The 17,401-nt window shown below is 42.1% G+C and carries 12 protein-coding genes, 1 tRNA gene and 8 pseudogenes; 13 read left to right on the top strand and 8 right to left on the bottom strand.

Annotation, left to right across the window (positions count from 1 at the left end; genetic code table 11):
* The 4 pseudogenes from REG_RS10850 to REG_RS14335 all read left to right on the top strand — a co-directional run.
* Positions 1-233 (top strand): annotated as a pseudogene (locus tag REG_RS10850) (4Fe-4S dicluster domain-containing protein); the annotation flags it as partial.
* A 105-nt stretch (positions 234-338) separates the two neighbouring features.
* Positions 339-521: pseudogene (locus tag REG_RS10855) on the top strand (4Fe-4S binding protein); the annotation flags it as partial.
* Positions 514-1,935 (top strand): annotated as a pseudogene (gene rsxC, locus REG_RS07755) (electron transport complex subunit RsxC); the annotation flags it as partial. The pseudogenes REG_RS10855 and rsxC, both read left to right, overlap by 8 nt.
* Before the next feature lie 123 nt (positions 1,936-2,058).
* Positions 2,059-2,318 (top strand): annotated as a pseudogene (locus tag REG_RS14335) (tRNA/rRNA methyltransferase); the annotation flags it as partial.
* A gap of 74 nt (positions 2,319-2,392) precedes the next feature.
* Here REG_RS14335 and matP read toward each other — a convergent pair.
* Positions 2,393-2,842 carry a macrodomain Ter protein MatP gene (gene matP, locus REG_RS07760; RefSeq protein WP_006705138.1) on the bottom strand — a complete coding sequence of 150 codons (450 nt, stop codon included), beginning with the start codon at positions 2,840-2,842 and terminating at the stop codon, positions 2,393-2,395.
* A gap of 155 nt (positions 2,843-2,997) precedes the next feature.
* On the opposite strand from matP, the pseudogene REG_RS07765 reads away from it, so the two are divergent.
* Together REG_RS07765 and fabA are read left to right on the top strand one after the other, a co-directional pair.
* Positions 2,998-4,742: pseudogene (locus REG_RS07765) on the top strand (AAA family ATPase).
* 169 nt (positions 4,743-4,911) lie between these two features.
* Positions 4,912-5,453: pseudogene (gene fabA / locus REG_RS07770) on the top strand (bifunctional 3-hydroxydecanoyl-ACP dehydratase/trans-2-decenoyl-ACP isomerase).
* Between the two features lie 83 nt (positions 5,454-5,536).
* On the opposite strand, the gene rmf reads toward fabA, so the two are convergent.
* The 4 genes and pseudogenes from rmf to dnaX all read right to left on the bottom strand — a co-directional run bounded on the left by rmf (position 5,537) and on the right by dnaX (position 8,678).
* On the bottom strand, positions 5,537-5,707 hold the full coding sequence (rmf, locus tag REG_RS11385; RefSeq protein WP_071985200.1) for a ribosome modulation factor: 171 nt from the start codon (positions 5,705-5,707) through the stop codon (positions 5,537-5,539).
* Positions 5,708-6,130: 423 nt separating this feature from the next.
* Positions 6,131-6,205: transfer RNA gene (locus REG_RS07775), tRNA-Arg, on the bottom strand.
* A 118-nt stretch (positions 6,206-6,323) separates the two neighbouring features.
* Entirely contained in the window at positions 6,324-6,644 is a 321-nt protein-coding gene (locus tag REG_RS07780; protein ID WP_006705142.1) for a YbaB/EbfC family nucleoid-associated protein, read from the bottom strand.
* A gap of 82 nt (positions 6,645-6,726) precedes the next feature.
* Positions 6,727-8,678, bottom strand: a pseudogene (gene dnaX, locus REG_RS07785) (DNA polymerase III subunit gamma/tau).
* Between the two features lie 458 nt (positions 8,679-9,136).
* On the opposite strand from dnaX, the gene REG_RS07790 reads away from it, so the two are divergent.
* The 5 genes from REG_RS07790 to rpiA all read left to right on the top strand — a co-directional run bounded on the left by REG_RS07790 (position 9,137) and on the right by rpiA (position 12,671).
* The gene (locus REG_RS07790; protein ID WP_260200244.1) at positions 9,137-9,673 is read left to right on the top strand and encodes an SPOR domain-containing protein; all 537 of its coding nucleotides are present in this window, start codon (positions 9,137-9,139) and stop codon (positions 9,671-9,673) included.
* An 84-nt stretch (positions 9,674-9,757) separates the two neighbouring features.
* Complete coding sequence (locus REG_RS11390) at positions 9,758-9,922, top strand: hypothetical protein (protein ID WP_260200245.1); 165 nt, start codon at positions 9,758-9,760, stop codon at positions 9,920-9,922.
* Positions 9,919-10,464: an ATP-dependent protease subunit HslV gene (gene hslV / locus REG_RS07795; RefSeq protein WP_006705145.1), complete on the top strand. Its 546-nt coding sequence runs from the start codon at positions 9,919-9,921 to the stop codon at positions 10,462-10,464. The genes REG_RS11390 and hslV overlap by 4 nt, the downstream gene beginning before the upstream one ends.
* 12 nt (positions 10,465-10,476) lie before the next feature.
* Positions 10,477-11,808 (top strand): HslU--HslV peptidase ATPase subunit, encoded by a 1,332-nt coding sequence (gene hslU, locus REG_RS07800; protein ID WP_006705146.1) that lies wholly within the window; start codon positions 10,477-10,479, stop codon positions 11,806-11,808.
* A gap of 197 nt (positions 11,809-12,005) precedes the next feature.
* Positions 12,006-12,671: a ribose-5-phosphate isomerase RpiA gene (rpiA, locus tag REG_RS07805; protein WP_006705147.1), complete on the top strand. Its 666-nt coding sequence runs from the start codon at positions 12,006-12,008 to the stop codon at positions 12,669-12,671.
* Between the two features lie 260 nt (positions 12,672-12,931).
* Here rpiA and REG_RS13405 read toward each other — a convergent pair whose 3' ends face one another.
* Positions 12,932-13,072, bottom strand: coding sequence for a hypothetical protein (locus REG_RS13405; protein ID WP_176603481.1), 141 nt, complete (start codon positions 13,070-13,072; stop codon positions 12,932-12,934).
* Between the two features lie 141 nt (positions 13,073-13,213).
* A pseudogene (gene radC, locus REG_RS07810) lies at positions 13,214-13,884 on the bottom strand (RadC family protein).
* Positions 13,885-14,046: 162 nt separating this feature from the next.
* On the opposite strand from radC, the gene coaBC reads away from it, so the two are divergent.
* Both coaBC and dut read left to right on the top strand, forming a co-directional pair.
* A complete protein-coding gene (gene coaBC / locus REG_RS07815; protein WP_006705149.1) occupies positions 14,047-15,261 on the top strand; it encodes a bifunctional phosphopantothenoylcysteine decarboxylase/phosphopantothenate--cysteine ligase CoaBC in 1,215 nt (404 codons plus the stop codon).
* A complete protein-coding gene (dut, locus tag REG_RS07820; protein ID WP_006705150.1) occupies positions 15,239-15,697 on the top strand; it encodes a dUTP diphosphatase in 459 nt (152 codons plus the stop codon). Before coaBC ends, dut begins: the two co-directional genes overlap by 23 nt.
* Before the next feature lie 294 nt (positions 15,698-15,991).
* Here dut and cycA read toward each other — a convergent pair whose 3' ends face one another.
* Entirely contained in the window at positions 15,992-17,395 is a 1,404-nt protein-coding gene (gene cycA, locus REG_RS07830; protein WP_006705152.1) for a D-serine/D-alanine/glycine transporter, read from the bottom strand.
* Between the last annotated feature and the right edge of the window lie 6 nt (positions 17,396-17,401).

Consider the following 17,401-nt stretch of genomic DNA (forward strand, 5'->3'; position numbering starts at 1 on the left):
TTAACCTTTTCGCCCCGGGGCGAAAAGGTTATGCTTAAACTGGCCGAACTATTAGGGATCGAGCCACAACCTCTCGACGGTGATGAAAGCCGTGTTAACCCACAAAGAAAAGTGGCATTTATTGATGAAAGTAATTGCATAGGTTGCACAAAATGTATTCAAGCCTGCCCACACGGTATTACCCAGGGCGGGATCTAACTCATTAATTAATCAATTTTAGATTACAAAACACACAATTTGTGTATATTAATTAAACATATGAGAAAATTTCGTCTGCGAAATGCTTAAATATTGATCTTATTGATGACAAAAAATACAAAGTGGAATCCCGCCCTGCGGTATTACCCGATCTCTGTACTGGCTGTGATTTGTGTGTTGCGCCCTGTCCAACCGATTGTATTGAAATGATACCTGTTGCCACCACACTAGCTAACTGGAAATGGGATCTGAATACTGTCCCGGTAAAAAAACCTTCACAGATCATTCCAATCAAAGTCATCGATGTGGATCAACATGTTTAAGCTACTTCGTTCATACAGTTCATACAGTAAAACAAATAAACTATGGAACTTCGATGGCGGGATCCATCTGCCAGAAATGAAATTACAGTCTAGCAAAGTACCAATACGTACTTGCCCGTTACCTGAATTTTTTATCATCCCCCTACAACAACATTTGGGATCACCTGCCGAGCTGTTAGTGAAAATGGGTGACACTGTGCTAAAAGGCCAACCATTAACTTCTGGCCATGATCGCGCACTACCGGTGCATGCCCCCAGCTCAGGCATTATCAGCGCCATTAAACCTCATATTGTCGCCCATCCTTCTGGATTATCTGAACCCTGTATACATATCATCCCTGATGGAAAAGATATCGGGTGTGAATCTGACCCACCGGTAAATTATCGACAATTGACGGCTCAACAATTACTCGAAAAAATCCATCTAGCGGGTATTGCTGGACTCGGGGGTGCCGGTTTTCCCACCGCCAGTAAGCTGGCTTCGGGTCTCGATAGCAATGAAATTTTAATTATCAATGCAGTTGAATGTGAGCCTTATATTACTGCTGATGACCGCTTGATACAGGAGCATGCTAACGAAATCATCATGGGTATCCGCATACTTATGTCTATATTAGGCTCCAAACAAGTACTCATTGGTATCGAAGATAATAAACCCGCAGCGATTACGGCACTTAAAAAAGCGTTAAACGATGATGAAATCATTCAGCTAAGGATCGTACCGACCAAATACCCATCAGGGGGAGCAAAACAATTAACGAAAATTCTAACGGGAAGGGAAGTTCCACCGGGTAAACATTCTTCTTCTATTGGTGTGCTGATGCAAAATGTCGCTACTGTCTTCGCCATAAAACGCGCCATTATTGATAATCAACCATTAATCGAGCGAGTCGTGACCTTAACCGGTGATGCCCTCTCCAATCCAGGAAATTTTTGGGTACGATTAGGGACACCAGTCAGTCATTTACTCACCCAAGCCGGCTTCCAGCCGCCGCCTCGACCCATACTTATCATGGGGGGACCCCTGATGGGCTTTACGCTCCCCAGCCAAGATGTCCCTATTGTAAAAATCAGTAACTGAATAGCAATACCTGAGCCAGAACAACCCTGTATCCGCTGTGGGCTCTGCGTCGAAGCCTGTCCAGCGCGATTATTGCCACAGCAACTTTATTGGTTCAGCCGTGCGGGCGAACATGAAAAAGCCCGTAATCACCATTTATTTGATTGTATCGAATGCGGTGCTTGTGCTTATGTATGCCCTAGCCACATTCCATTGGTGCAATATTACCGCCAGGAAAAAGCCGAAATACGCGCACTGGATCAAGAAACGCTCCGTGGAGCCGAGGCTAAAAAAAGGTTCGAAGCTAAAAAGATGCGCCAGCAACGCGAAAAATTGGCTCGCGAACAACATCATAATTTGTTATCACCTCCTCGCTCCCCTTCATCAACCGCATTAACAAAAAACCAGCCCTCAATCGCTATCAATGAAATAGCGCCATCATCAGATAAATTGACGGAAAATAACACAGCAGAGCCAGAAGACCGACGCCAAGCCATCTCGGGGGCAGCAATGCGTACTGCTGAAGGCGGCGCCGAGCACATTAAAGCCATCCATACAGATGATCTTTTATCTGCATTAGTTGATTTTCGTAAAGCGGGATAACAAAAGACATTTGGCAACAAGGAGATATCGCTGTCTCTATACTGGGTACCGGGTTAGTAGAAAGCCTCAATGTATCGGTTGCCGCCGGTATCCTATTGGCGGAATGGAGGCGACAAAACAAACGTCTTGCATAACCTACTGCATGGTGTGAATTCTGCGTTGCGCAGTAGTTTTGAAAAGAGTTCTATTGCCCGATAGCGCATTAATTTCACTTATCTAACATCCCTTTTAGCTCCTGTTTTAAAGAGGATATTTGTTCAACATATTTTTTTTTGTATTCAGCATCTTCAATCAACTGAATGAGGGTTTCTGACAAGGTACGCTGATAATGATGCGCCAATATGGACAAACGTTGCCACACTGAAAATTCCAAATCGATCGATTTTTTCCGAGTATGCTGATGTTCAGCGTTAAAATAACGCTTACGACGCGCTCGGATAGTTTGTTTCATGCGATTATGCAGATCTAAGTTAATATGCTGATTAATCCATGCGATAACTTTTTCTGGCTCTTTTTCCAATTCAAACAATTGCCTAATCGCTTCTTGCGCGGCACTGTTTTCAATATGGCAGGTGATCATTTCACCTTCACGGTGTTTTTTAATCAAATACGCATATTTCCAACCGCTTTCAAGATTATTTAGTTGTTGATATTTCATAGTAAACTCTATAGTGACCGTGTAAATTTTAATCAGAATAACAGAATTTTTGATATTCTCCGCTATTAAATACTCGCTAACTGAGATCGCTATACTATGCAGCTTGCTTTATTCTTGTATAATCGCTTTTTCTTTTTACATTGTATCTAACCACTTTGACCAATAAACGACTCAAATGGCAGTCTCTTCTGCCCGACACGACGCCTTATCAGGCATTATTTGCTAGAGCCACTCAGTTAGCACCGGTGATTTGTTCCGAGGTGCAACTGCGGTTAACAAGCAGTATAAAATTATTCTGTCACCCACAATCTAAATCACGTTTTATGCTGATTAAAGCACAAGAAAGCAGTGATTATCTTACGCTAATTGCTCAAATAATAAAAAACAGCCAATCAAAACCACCTGTTCTTTATGGTGGTGACTATCAGATACAAAATGATCAAATCACTTGGCTGGCGGCACAAAAAGGTTATGAGCCTTTTGCCACGAAAACCACTTGCCTCTATCAAGAATGGGTTGAACCAGAGCAGCTGTTTGGTTGTGTTAGACGGCATAAAGATCAAATTAGCCTACAGCCGGGTTTAATACATCAGGTGAATGGAGGGGTGTTGATTCTTGCCATTCACACCTTACTCTCTCAACCATTGATGTGGTTACGACTCAAAAAAATGATAATACAACAGCGTTTTGAGTGGTTATCTCCTGATGAAAAGTGCGCCTTGCCGATGGTTATTCCTCCCATCCCCCTTAATCTACGTCTAGTCATCGTGGGGGATCGTCATGGGCTAGGAGATTTCCATGATATAGAGCCCGAATTGAGCAAAATAGCAAGCTATGGTGAATTTGAAACACAATTGCCACTCAATAATATTGACGATATGTCATTGTGGTGCAGTTATATCAACGGGTTGCAGGAACAAAATCAATTACCACCATTAGCTAATGACGCATGGCCGGTATTATTTCAACAAGCCATTCGCTACAGCGGTGATCAGCATTATCTGCCACTTTGCCCACAATGGCTTAGTCATCAGTTAACCGAAGCGGCATTACATCAAGAAACAGAGACTATCACTGCCAACACGCTGAATATAGCGTTAAATAATCGACATTGGTGCCAAAGTTATCTCGCTGAACAATTGCAAAATGAAATTGAATTAGGCCAAATTCTCATCCAAACCGAAGGCACAGTGATTGGCCAAATCAATGGATTATCGGTACTGGAATACCCAGGGCATCCAAGTACCATGGGGGAGCCAACGCGCATTAGCTGCGTAGTACATCTGGGGGATGGTGAATTTGTAGATGTGGAGCGTAAAGCAGAGCTAGGGGGAAATCTTCACGCCAAAGGCATGATGATTATGCAGGCGTTTTTAATTTCAGAGTTGGCGTTAGAACAACCGCAACCCTTCTCCGCCTCTATTGTTTTTGAACAATCTTACGGCGATATTGATGGTGACAGCGCATCCTTAGCTGAGTTGTGTGCGTTGATCAGTGCACTTTCTCAACAACCCATTCAGCAGCAATTAGCCGTAACCGGCTCTGTCGATCAGTTTGGTAATGTTCTGTCGATTGGAGGAATTAATGAAAAAATCGAAGGTTTTTTCGAAGTCTGTCAACGGCGTGGCTTAACAGGCTCACAGGGGGTGATCCTGCCCACCAGCAATATCCGTCATCTTTGTCTTCATCAAGCCGTGGTTGAAGCAGTGAAAAATGAACAATTTTCATTTTATGGGCGGTAGATACCGTGGCCGAAGCATTGCCATTATTGACTGGATTGCCCTACAGTCATGAAAATCAAACTAATTTATTAGGCATCATCCAAGAGCGCATTGCTCAAGTACATATGCATGATCGACGGCGGCCTTGGCCACTTCGTTGGTTAAGCTGGTTACATTGATCGAATATATATACCGTTCGCCTTTGAAGTTGCCGCTAGGCGGCCTGGGCGCCTGACCGATGAGCGTAGATAGACTACGTGATTCGGCGAGCACCCGCAGCCAACAACGCGGCAGCTTCAAAGACGAAGGGTATATACCCACAGTCCTTAAAGAAGGCTCACTAAAAATATGGCAGATAAAGATAAACCTCAACCTTATAAAGAAAAATCTTATACAAAAGAAGATCTTACAGCATCAGGACGTGGCGAGCTTTTACAGCAACAAACGGACCCCGTTTACCAGCCGACAATATGTTAATGGTGGATCGCATTACTAACATCAACGCAGACGGTGGTAAATATCATAAAGGTTACATCGAAGCAGAGCTCAAGATTACCTCTGAACTCTGGTTCTTTCAGTGTCATTTCATCGATGATCCTGTCATGCCAGGATGCCTTGGCTTAGATGCTATGTGGCAACTGGTCGGTTTCCATCTTGGCTGGCTGGGATATGAAGGTAAAGGACGTGCGCTTGGAGTAGGTGAAGTGAAATTTAGCGGTGAAGTGCTGCCTACATCAGAAAAAGTAACCTATAAAATTAATTTTAAGCGTATTAAGAAGAGTAGGTGCATTTTGGGTATTGCTGATGGAGAAGTCTACGTTGATGACAAACAAATTTACAGTGCCACTGAGTTAAAAGTAGGGCTGTTCAATAAGACTAATAACTGTTAATAAATCAATACCATTAAACAACAGCATTAAAAAAGCATTAAAAAACCCCCGCTCTGCGGAGGTTTTATCATTTTTAGCGTACGCTACTTAGGCGATAGCACCCTTTCTGCTATGGCCTGTCGCCAACCTCCTAACCAATGACTACGTGCATTTAACGACTGATAGGGACACTTTTCTTTTGAACGACCCGTTATCCCTGCTTGATAACCACGTGACAATGCTCTTTGTAGTGGATCTCTCTTCTGTCTTTTCATGCCTTGTTTCCCTCATTGACGAGTGTGTTGGAAAAAAAACAGTGCCCTTTTTTTCATATGAGCACATAGCATAGATAAGACTTTACTCATCAAAAATCAAGGAGGCAATATTCAAGCCAAGATTGTATTGTTAATTTCTATACCCTTCGCCTTTCAAGTTACGACGGCGTTGGCAGCGACATTCATCCTCTGTCATGTACCGATTCGATTGATTGCAGCCTTGCCATAACTCGAAATTCATTGGGTACATTCGAAAATTTTGATACTGAATTGATGAAAAACAGTCAGATAGATGATGTGTTGTCGATGTTTTCTCAAATCCTGTTGGGCAGAATGTGATACAGATTCATACCCCAGGGTTAGAAAAATTTAGGATTATTTATTGAGGGCAGAAAATTTTTTTGGCATTTGCACCGCCATAAATGGTGTCCCCGACTGGAATCGAACCAGTAACTAGCCCTTAGGAGGGGCTTGTTATATCCGTTTAACTACAGGGACAAATTGAGCAATTTATTGTTGCTCCATGATAGATGCTCCTAATTTGAAATTAAGTGGAAATAATTCAATCTTGGCATCTCCACTGCTAAGCACCCAAGAAGGATCGCCATCACTACATTTAAAATGGCATCTTGAAACCTGACTGGAATACGTTTGATATTACGCCTAATTTTTCTTTTTGAATGGCGGCAATTTTTTCTACTGCATTGTCATAGGCGACACAAATCAGATCTTCTAACATTTTTTTATCTACATCACCTGTTATTAGGCTTGGATCAATGCTAATTTTTAAACATTTATACGCGCCATTAATTGTTACCTTAACGAGCCCTGCGCCTGACTCACCAATCGCTTCTGCTTGCTGAATTTCTGCCTGTATTTTTTCTATATTTTTCTGGGCACCTTTTATAGCACTAGCCATATCATCTAGACCAACCATAATTATCTCTCATCGCTTCGTTAATTTTCTTCAATTCATTAGAGTTTTTGCAAAATCGACTAGGGTTGCAAAGCGTCTATTGCTAAATCGGTTGAATACTTTCTTCATCCAAGATGGCATCAAAAAAATGACACAGCATCTGAATATTATTATCTCCTTTAATTGACTGACGCGCCAGTGCAAGTTTTTCCTCATAAATTGTTTGCCGCCACTCGAGCGGAGTGCGTTGTGCTGGATCATCGTCTTCAATCAGATTGAGTTCTATTTTTTCACCGTATAGATGGCTCAACGCCTCGGCGAGGGTTTTTCGAGCAGATAACGAATTTAAATGATGCTGAGAAGAACGCAAATGAAGACAAATATTATTCGATTCAATGGTTTGTTTAAACGTATTTAGCGCTAACTGTTGGACTAATTTAGGCAGAGATAGCTTATTTATCTCTGCCGCCCAAAGATCACGATTGATGGCCTCTTGAGCTAATTTTTGCAGTAGCTCTGGATTTTTTTCATATTGTAATGCGTTACGTAACGTTTTTAATGTAACTACTGCTTCCACTGTCGAAGGTTGATTTTGTGCCTTCCAGCGGTAAGCTTCCTTTTTAACAGCCGTATTATTTTTATCTAATTGGTTAGGTGTGCTAATTATCCGAGGCTGTTGATTATCATAAGGCACTGCTTTCAGCGCTACATTTTTTGTCAGTACGCTGTCTGCTGCCAATTGAAGATTTTTTTTAATCTTGATGTCTTTTGACTCAGCTTGGTTTTTTAACCGNGTATCTTGCGGCAATGATAATTGTGTGCGGGCTTGTAATAACTGTTCAGTAACAGAAGGCAAAGGGTTTGTACTCACTGATTCCGTCATTGACTTAGCATCATTGGTGTTGTTCACAGACGAGAAGGTTGAAATATTTTGTGGTGGCTGGCTTACCATACTCTGTTTTTCATCAATCAACCTTTGTGGATGAAAGGCTAATGCACGTAACAAGGTCATTTCGACTCCCATGCGCAGATCAGGGGCATATAGCAACTCTTTACGTCCGATCAATAAAGTTTGGTAATAAAGTTGAATATCCGCGGGGGGTAATACTTTTGCCAAAGTACGTAAACGTAGTTCTATGGCTTGATCCTGATCATCGAACTGATGATGGCTTGCAGGCAGCAGCTGCATCATAGCAATCTGGTGTAATAGCCGTAAACTTTCAACAAGGAGAGTCTCCCAATCGACACCCCGTGACGCCGCTTGCGCAACTTGAGTCATCAGCTGCACAGCATCTGCATTAAGCAATGCTTCAATAATAGCTAAGGGTTGCTCGTCATTTAATGTGCCGAGCATTTGGCTGACCGTTTCTGTTGTTACCTGTCCTTGTCCCATAGCAATGGCTTGATCAGTTAGACTCAAGGCATCACGCAGGCTGCCATCTGCAGCTTTAGCTAATAAGTGCAGCGCTCTAGAATCGTAAGCTACTTGCTCAGCCTGCAATACTTTTTCTAGCTGAGTACGAATTTGTTCTATATTGAGTGCTTGTAAATGAAATTGAAGGCAACGAGAAAGGACAGTGATCGGTAATTTTTGTGGATCAGTCGTCGCTAGTATAAATTTTACGTGTGCTGGAGGCTCTTCTAACGTTTTCAACAAAGCATTAAAACTGTGCCGAGATAGCATATGAACTTCGTCGATCAAATAGACTTTAAAACGCCCGCGCACTGGCGCGTATTGCACGTTATCGAGTAATTCACGCGTATCTTCCACTTTTGTACGTGAAGCAGCATCAATTTCGATCAAATCGATAAAACGTCCTTGCTCAATTTCTTGACAGCTAATACATTTTCCACAGGGAGTCGCGGTAATTTCCTTATCACAATTAAGCCCTTTCGCCAGTAGGCGAGCAATAGAGGTTTTTCCTACCCCTCGGGTACCCGATAAAAGATAAGCATGGTGCAGACGCCCTAATAAAAGACCATTGGCGAGTGCCGTCAGCACATGCTGCTGACCCACCACTGCTGAAAAAACTTGTGGGCGCCACTTACGGGCAAGAACCTGATAGCTCATGAGGTCAAAAAAATTCAGAGGATTTAGCCCAGCATCCTAACATACTTGAGGGATGCTAAAAAGATTGATCATAGACACTAAGAGCCTATTTGAAATCTTCTTTGAACTACGCTCAATTGAGAAAAAATGGGCGAAAAAGCGCAGTTCCTTTTTATACTTAATTGAAGAGAGTAAATGAGCATTTTAAGCTCATTTTTGACAAAGTATCAGCGAGAGCACAAGAGATTTCGAGAAGCGTTGTTTAATTCTAGGAAAACATTCTACAGTTAAGTAATATGGCAGATTGATTTCATTTAAATACGCGGCAAAAAAGAGTGGCACAGAAAGATTATGTAAGCCGAGCATCCTTAGGATCCCAGAGTAAAAAAAGGCACCCCAAAAAAAGAAAAACGGGAATAAACTCGAAACAGTGCTGATCCTAGCTGTTATATTATTGATAATATTGCTCGGGAGTCTTTATTTCATTACTCGTAATAAATCAGACAAACTACCGTTATTACCTTATCCTAATACGACTAAGGGGTTACCCCCGCCTCCTGAAGAACGCTGGCGCTATATTAAAGAGCTAGAAAATCGTCAATTTGGCGTTAGTAAACCAATTGAACCTACTGCTGAAGGAGGCGTCCATTTATCAACTCAGATCATGAATGAACAACACAAAATAAGGGAAAAAGCAGCACTTGATACAGGTCAGAAATCAATTCAACTACCAGAGATACCATCAACAAAATCAAAAACAGCAAAAGAAAAAATATCCCTCTGGGTGCTACAATGTGGCTCTTTCCGTACTGTAGAGCCGGCTGAATCGCTCCGTGCTAAATTGGCACTTAGCGGCATTGAAAGTAGCATTACTTCTGGAGATGGCTGGAATCGCGTAATACTGGGACCCTATAGCACTCGTGCTACAGTAGATGATATGTTGCAACGTCTTAAAACCACTGAAGCATCCAATTGTATTCCCCGCCATCTGGGGGGTTGAAAATATCACTCACTCCCCCCATTTACTACGCTTATTAGACTTCTTGCAAAACCGTAGTTTATGGCGCGAAGTCAAGGTGTCGCTGTGTATATACCCACAGCCCTTGAAGTTGCCTTCGGCTACCAGGGCGTGAGACTGATGAGCGTAGATATACTACCTGATGAGGCGAATACCCGCAGCCAACAACGCGGCGGCTTCAAGGGCGAAGGGTATAGGTTTTGTTTAGTCTGCAATGAGGAATACTCGTGACAACAATTGTAAGTGTACGTCGTGATAATGAAGTTGTTATGGGGGGTGATGGCCAAGTCACTCTGGGTAATACCGTGATGAAGAAAAATGCTTGCAAAGTTCGTTTTCTTTATAAAAATCAAGTAATAGCAGGTTTTGCTGGGGGTACAGCTGATGCATTTACTCTGTTTGAATTGTTTGAAAAAAAGCTAGAAGCACACCAAGGACATTTAACCAAAGCCGCTGTTGAATTAGCAAAAGATTGGAGAACGGATCGCATGTTACGCCGTCTTGAAGCCTTGCTAGCGGTTGCAGACCAAAATGCATCACTGATTATTACCGGTAATGGTGATGTCATTCAGCCAGAAGATGATTTGATCGCTATTGGCTCTGGTGGTCCTTATGCCCAGTCTTCGGCTCGTGCGTTGTTAGAAAACACGAAGTTATCTGCCAAAAAGATTGTCGAAAAATCACTGAATATTGCAGGAGATATTTGTATTTATACTAACCGCTGTCAAACCATTAAAGAACTAAAATATAAAACATTAGCCCTTAAAGCGTAAGGATAAAAGAACATGTCTGCAATGACTCCCCGCGAAATAGTTAGTGAGTTAGACGGCCATATCATCGGTCAAGATAAAGCAAAGCGCGCTGTCGCCATCGCTTTACGTAACCGCTGGCGACGTATGCAACTTCCTCCAGAACTACGTTGCGAAGTGACACCCAAAAATATTTTAATGATAGGTCCCACAGGGGTCGGTAAAACAGAAATTGCTCGACGTTTAGCTAAATTGGCTAGTGCACCGTTCATCAAAGTGGAAGCGACGAAATTTACCGAAGTAGGTTATGTCGGTAAAGAGGTTGATTCCATCATTCGTGATCTAACCGATACTGCAATGAAGATGATTCGGCATCAATCTATCGAAAAAATACGTGCTCAGGCTGAAAAATCCGCCGAAAAACGAATTTTAGATGTATTGGTAGGACCGGCAAAAGAGAGTGATAAATCAGAGGAAAAAAAGAAATCTTCTCCAACGACTCGTCAAACATTTCGTAAAAAATTGCGTGAAGGCAAGTTAGATGATAAGGAAATCGAGATAAATTTGGCAGCAACATCGCTAGGGGTTGAAATTATGTCACTTCCTGGCATGGAAGAGATGACTAACCAGCTGCAATCCATGTTTCAGCATATTGCCAGTCAAAAAAATAAAACCCGAAAACTTAAAATAAAAGAAGCATTTAGATTACTGGTCGAAGAAGAAGCAAGTAAATTAGTCAATCCAGAAGAATTACAACAACAGACTATTGAGGCGGTCGAACAGCACGGTATTGTTTTTATCGATGAAATCGATAAGATTTGTAAACGTGGTCAAACTTCAGGCCCAGATATCTCCCGTCAGGGGGTACAGCGTGATCTACTTCCATTAGTCGAAGGCTGTACCGTTTCGACAAAACATGGAATGATAAAAACAGATTATATTTTATTCATTGCCTCAGGCGCATTTCAGGTAGCAAAACCTTCTGACTTGATCCCTGAATTACAAGGGCGCTTTCCTATTCGAGTGGAATTAGAAGCACTGACGACTGAAGATTTTGAACGTATTTTAACTGAGCCAAACGCATCACTCACCGAGCAACATAAAGCACTGATGGCAACTGAGGACGTAACCATTGATTTCACTGCCGAGGGTATCAAACGTATTGCTGAAGCTGCTTGGCAAGTAAACGAACGTACTGAAAACATTGGCGCACGTCGTTTACACACAGTGTTGGAGCGTTTAATAGGAGATATTTCTTACAGTGCCTGTGAACAGAAGGGACGTTCCATTAGTATTGATAAAGAATATGTAAATGAAAAACTAGGTGATTTGGTCGACGATGAAGATTTAAGTCGATTTATTTTATAACTGATTTTATCTCCCGTTGATCGGCGGTTTATCTCCGATATAGCCGAATCAGTTTAATTTGATTCTGTGTTGTCATCGCTTGCCGTACTACTTGTACTGTCTGTGATTCTCCGCCTTGAATCAAATTAAACTGATTTGGCTATGTAAGGAACGGTTAATATATGTTGTTTTATTATACAACAGGCCATTAATTTACCATGACTCAGGATGAACAAAAAAAAGCGGTTGGGTGGGGAGCATTGGCGTATATCGAACCTGGCTCTATTGTTGGTGTAGGTACCGGCTCCACGGTTAACCATTTTATTGATGCTTTAGGATCAATAAAACATGATATTACAGGCGCTGTTTCCAGCTCAGTTGCTTCAACAGAGAAGTTGACCTCGCTCGGTATACCTACCATTGACTGTAATGCAGTAGATGAATTAGCTGTCTACGTCGATGGAGCGGATGAAGTTAATCTACATAAACAAATGATTAAAGGTGGCGGAGCCGCGTTAACACGTGAAAAAATCATTGCTGCTGTTGCCAAAAAGTTTATTTGTATTGTCGATGCCTCTAAACAGGTTGATGTGTTGGGTAAATTTCCATTACCGGTTGAAGTCATTCCAATGGCGCGATCTTTTATAGCGCGGGAATTGATCAAATTGGGGGGTATGCCTAAGTATCGCCAAAATGTGCTCACCGATAATGGTAATCAAATAATAGATGTCTACAATTTGCAGATCATGGATGCTATTGCTTTAGAAAATAAAATAAATAGTATCCCTGGCGTGGTGACTGTGGGCCTCTTTGCCAATCGTGTGGCTGATATAGTGTTGATGGCAGACGCATCCAGAGCATCCAAAGTTAGAGTTATTGAATAAAACAGCCGCTTTACTCATGAATCTCACTGTATAGCCAAATCAGTTTAATTTGATTTGGCTATACAGGAAATTTTATTGACGTCTCCCCGCTGATTCAATAGACCTCTTCGGAAACCTACTGCGTGACGCAGATCCTGCGTTGCCCGGTGCGCGCAATCCTCATGTACTCTGTGTTAACGAAGGTTGCTGTGCGCCGGATGCCTTGCCGCATAACGAACTACGGTTTCCAAAGAGGTCTAATGGGGGACGTAAGAGCCTATTCAAAATCTCTTATACTCGCTGATATAACCTTCGCCTTTAAAGCCGCTGCGTTGTTGGCTGCGGGTATTCGCCTCATCAGGTAGCATGTCTACGCTCATCGGTCTCACCCCCTGGCCGCCTTGCCGTAACTCGAAATTCATTGGATATACTTCGTCAAAAACGAGCTCAAAATGCTCATTTATCTTATGTAAACTGCGCTTTTTCGCTCATTTTTTCCTCGCCTGAGCGTCGATTAAGAAGATTTTTAATAGACTCTAAGACTTCAGTTTCGAAAAAGCCTATTAAATCCAGCCACGTTCAGCAAAGGAAACGTATTCACCATGACCAATAACTAAATGATCAAGCAACCGAATATCGAGTAACGCACAAGCTTTAATAATACGTACGGTAATCAAATTATCGGCCTCACTCGGTTCAGCCTGACCTGAAGGGTGATTATGCGATAGAATCAGTGCCGCGGCATTTACCTTTAATGCTTCACGTACAATTTCTCTTGGATGTATTTCAACGCTACTGATGCTACCGATAAATAATTCATCATGGCTGATAACACGATATTGATTATCCAAAAATAAAACTAAAAAAACTTCACGTTCACGGTGTGACAGAATGTTGTATATGAACTCACGAGTAATTTTAGGATTACATAGCGCCCCTTCTTTCGCTAGATGAGAAAAAGAACAACGGCTGGCTAATTCGGATATCGCTTGAATTTGTGTATATTTAGATTCTCCCAATCCTTTTTGTGCGCAGAGTGTCGGATAGTCAGCAGACATTAAATTATGAAGCGATCCAAATTCCGCGATTAAATTTCCGGCCATTTCCATTACATGTATCCCCGCTATACTCCGGTACGCAAAAAAATGGCGAGTAGCTCAGTGTCAGTGAGTGTAGCAGCACCAAATTTTAGTAATTTCTCCCGAGGCGGCATACATCCAGGCCATGCATTCATCCCTGAGCTCCTATTTTTCTTACCGCAACCACATTATCAGTATGCCATCCAACAAACTTCTGCGCGATTTCGTTTTGAGAAATATGCGGGATACTCCGCAAAATTGGCTTAACAACTATGCTAAAATAGCGCACCTTAACGCTTGTATTAAAGATCATCACAATGAGCAAATTGCTAGGAAAACGTATTGTGCTTGGTATCAGCGGGGGTATTGCAGCCTATAAATGCCCCGAATTGATACGCCGTTTACGTGAAAGAGGCGTTCAGATCCGGGTGGTAATGACAGAAGCTGCGCATTCTTTTATTACTGCACTCACGTTACAGGCAGTTTCAGGGTATCCAGTTCATGATAATTTACTCGATTCCAGAGCAGAAGCGGCCATGGGGCATATTGAATTAGCTAAATGGGCTGATCTGATCGTTATAGCGCCTGCTAGCGCAGATTTATTAGCACGGATCGCCACAGGGATGGCCAATGATCTGTTAACCAGTCTTTGTCTCGCCAGTGCCGCCCCTATCGCGCTAGTCCCTGCTATGAATCAGCAAATGTATCGCGCTAGTGTTACTCAGGATAATATTAAATTGCTCGCTAAGCGCAGCCTGATAATATGGGGGCCTGACAGTGGTAGTCAGGCGTGCGGTGATGTCGGCTCTGGTAGAATGCTTGAGCCTGATAACATTGTCGATTTAATACAAGCCCATTTTGCGAGTAGACAAGATCTAAAACATCTGCACATTATGATTACCGCCGGACCTACCCGTGAAGCTTTAGATCCAGTGCGTTTTATTAGTAATCATAGTTCAGGAAAAATGGGATTTGCTATCGCTCAGGCGGCAGTAGATCGCGGAGCACAAGTGATTTTAATCGCCGGGTCGGTCAATTTAGTGACACCGCCCGGCGTTAAACGTATTGATGTAACCTGTGCGTTAGAAATGCAACATGTAGTGCAAAAAAATGTCGCAACCCAGCACATTTTTATTTCATGTGCCGCCCTAGCAGATTATCGGGCAGTTCAAATCTCAGATAAAAAAATTAAAAAGCAACCAGAGGAAATCAGCCTGAGAATGGTAAAAAATCCAGATATTGTTGCTGGTGTTGCCGCGATGGTTGAAAATCGTCCCTTTGTCGTTGGATTTGCTGCTGAAACTGATAATGTAGAAAAATATGCACGCCAAAAACGGATCCAAAAAAATTTGGATCTTATTTGCGCTAACGATGTATCCCTGACAGGGCATGGGTTTCATAGTGATACTAATGCTTTGCACCTTTTTTGGCAGTCAGGGGACAAATATTTAGCGCATAGCGATAAATTTTCCCTTAGTCAACGCCTCATCGATGAGATTGTGAACCTTTATGAAGAAAAAAATCGACGTTAAGATATTGGATGCAAGAATCGGCAAAGAATTTCCTTTACCTTGCTATGCAACCCCTGGCTCTGCCGGGTTGGATTTACGTGCCTGTTTAGATGAGCCGTTAAATGTCGCCCCTGGTGATTGCGTTTTATTACCAACCGGATTAGCTGTCCATATTGCCGACCACAATTTAGCGGCCGTTATTTTGCCCCGCTCTGGATTAGGCCATAAACATGGGATTGTGTTAGGTAATTTAGTCGGATTAATCGACTCTGATTATCAAGGGCAATTAATGGTGTCAATATGGAACCGCAGTAACGAGCCCTTTAATATCGTACCAGGGGATCGTATTGCTCAAATGGTATTGATACCTGTAGTAAAAACAGAATTTAATATTGTTAAAGAGTTTACCAGTAGCGAACGAGGAACCGGTGGGTTTGGTCATTCTGGGCGCCATTAAGTTTATTGGCGTGATGATCGGCAAATTTTTAAGCTGTTTTTTATCCTGTATACCCAATGAATTTCGAGTTACGGCAAGGCGGCAATCAATCGAATCCCAGGAGTGTACAGGTAGTACATGACAGAGGATGAGGGTGAGCAGCCAACGCCGCCGTAACTTGAAAGGCGAAGGGTATATGCCGTAAAACCTCGGCTTTCAGGGCGGGGAGGATGTCAATCTGCTTACCCCCCACCCTATTTTTCAGGGTGGAGGTAAGCACATCGAATAAAATATTATGCAAGAAGTCTACTCTTTTCATGGCTGTTTGCGTTTCTGTAATAGCCAATAAACCATTGATAAAATAATAAACCACAAGGGTATTACCATTAAGGCTTGCCGGGTATGGGTTTCAAATGTTAACAACAGGATAATAAAAGCAAAAAAAACCAGACAAATCGATGACATAAAAATACCGGCGGGCATTTTATATCGCGATTTTTTATGCAATTCGGGTCGTTTTTTTCGGTAGATAAGATAAGAGCATAAAATCATTGACCAAACGAATATAAACAAAACCGCTGACACTGTCGTCACTAAAGTAAATACCCTCATAACATCAGGGATCAGATAGATTAAAATCACCCCTCCTAGCAAGCAAACACAAGAAAACGTCAGCCCATGCGCCGGTACCGAATAACGTGATAAATGACTAAATTGTTTAGGCGCATTGCCTTTTTTAGCGAGGCCGAAGAGCATTCTGCTGGTAGAAAAAACACCGCTGTTAGCCGATGATAACGCTGAGGTTAATACGACAAAATTGATCACACTGGCGACAGCAGGGAAACTAACTAAAACAAATAATTCGACAAAAGGGCTTTGGTTAAGCGTGACAGAACGCCAAGGCGTGACTGACATAATCGTGATCAATGAAAAAACGTAAAATACAATAATACGAATAGGAATCGAGTTGATAGCACGTGGTAATACTATTTCAGGATCTTTGGTTTCCGCCGCGGTAGTGCCTACCAGTTCGATACCAACAAAAGCAAAAATGGCTATTTGAAAACCGGCAAAAAATCCCATTAAACCTTTCGGAAACATACCACCGTCTTGCCATAAATGATGCACAGAAGCGCCAGAGGAAAATGATAAAGGCAGGTAATTTATCAAAATCATCCCGAAACCAACCACAATCAATGCAACGATAGCGATGATTTTGATCATAGCAAACCAAAACTCTATTTCACCAAACAACTTTACTGCGGTTAAATTCAGTAAAAATAATAATAAAACGGCTAATAAAGATGCCACCCAATGCGAAGATTCTGGAAACCAAAACTGCGTATATGCCGTGATAGCGACTATGTCCGCGATACCGGTAATTATCCAACAAAACCAATATGTCCAACCGGTAAAAAATCCAGCCCAGGGACCTAAAAAATCAGCAGCAAAATCGCTAAATGAACGGTATTGCAAATTAGACAATAACAGTTCTCCCATTGCCCGCATCACAAAAAATAATATAAATCCGATGATCATATATACGAAGATAATTGAAGGACCGGCAAGCGCAATACTTTTACCTGATCCCATAAATAATCCGGTGCCAATGGCACCACCAATAGCAATTAATTGAACATGGCGATTGGTAAGACTACGTTGCAGGTGCTGGTGCTTTTTTTGCTTCAAGCTTGTATCAATTTCCGTTTGCTCTACCATTTTTTT

It is taken from the genome of Candidatus Regiella insecticola LSR1 (assembly GCF_000143625.1).
Classification (GTDB): domain Bacteria; phylum Pseudomonadota; class Gammaproteobacteria; order Enterobacterales; family Enterobacteriaceae; genus Regiella; species Regiella insecticola.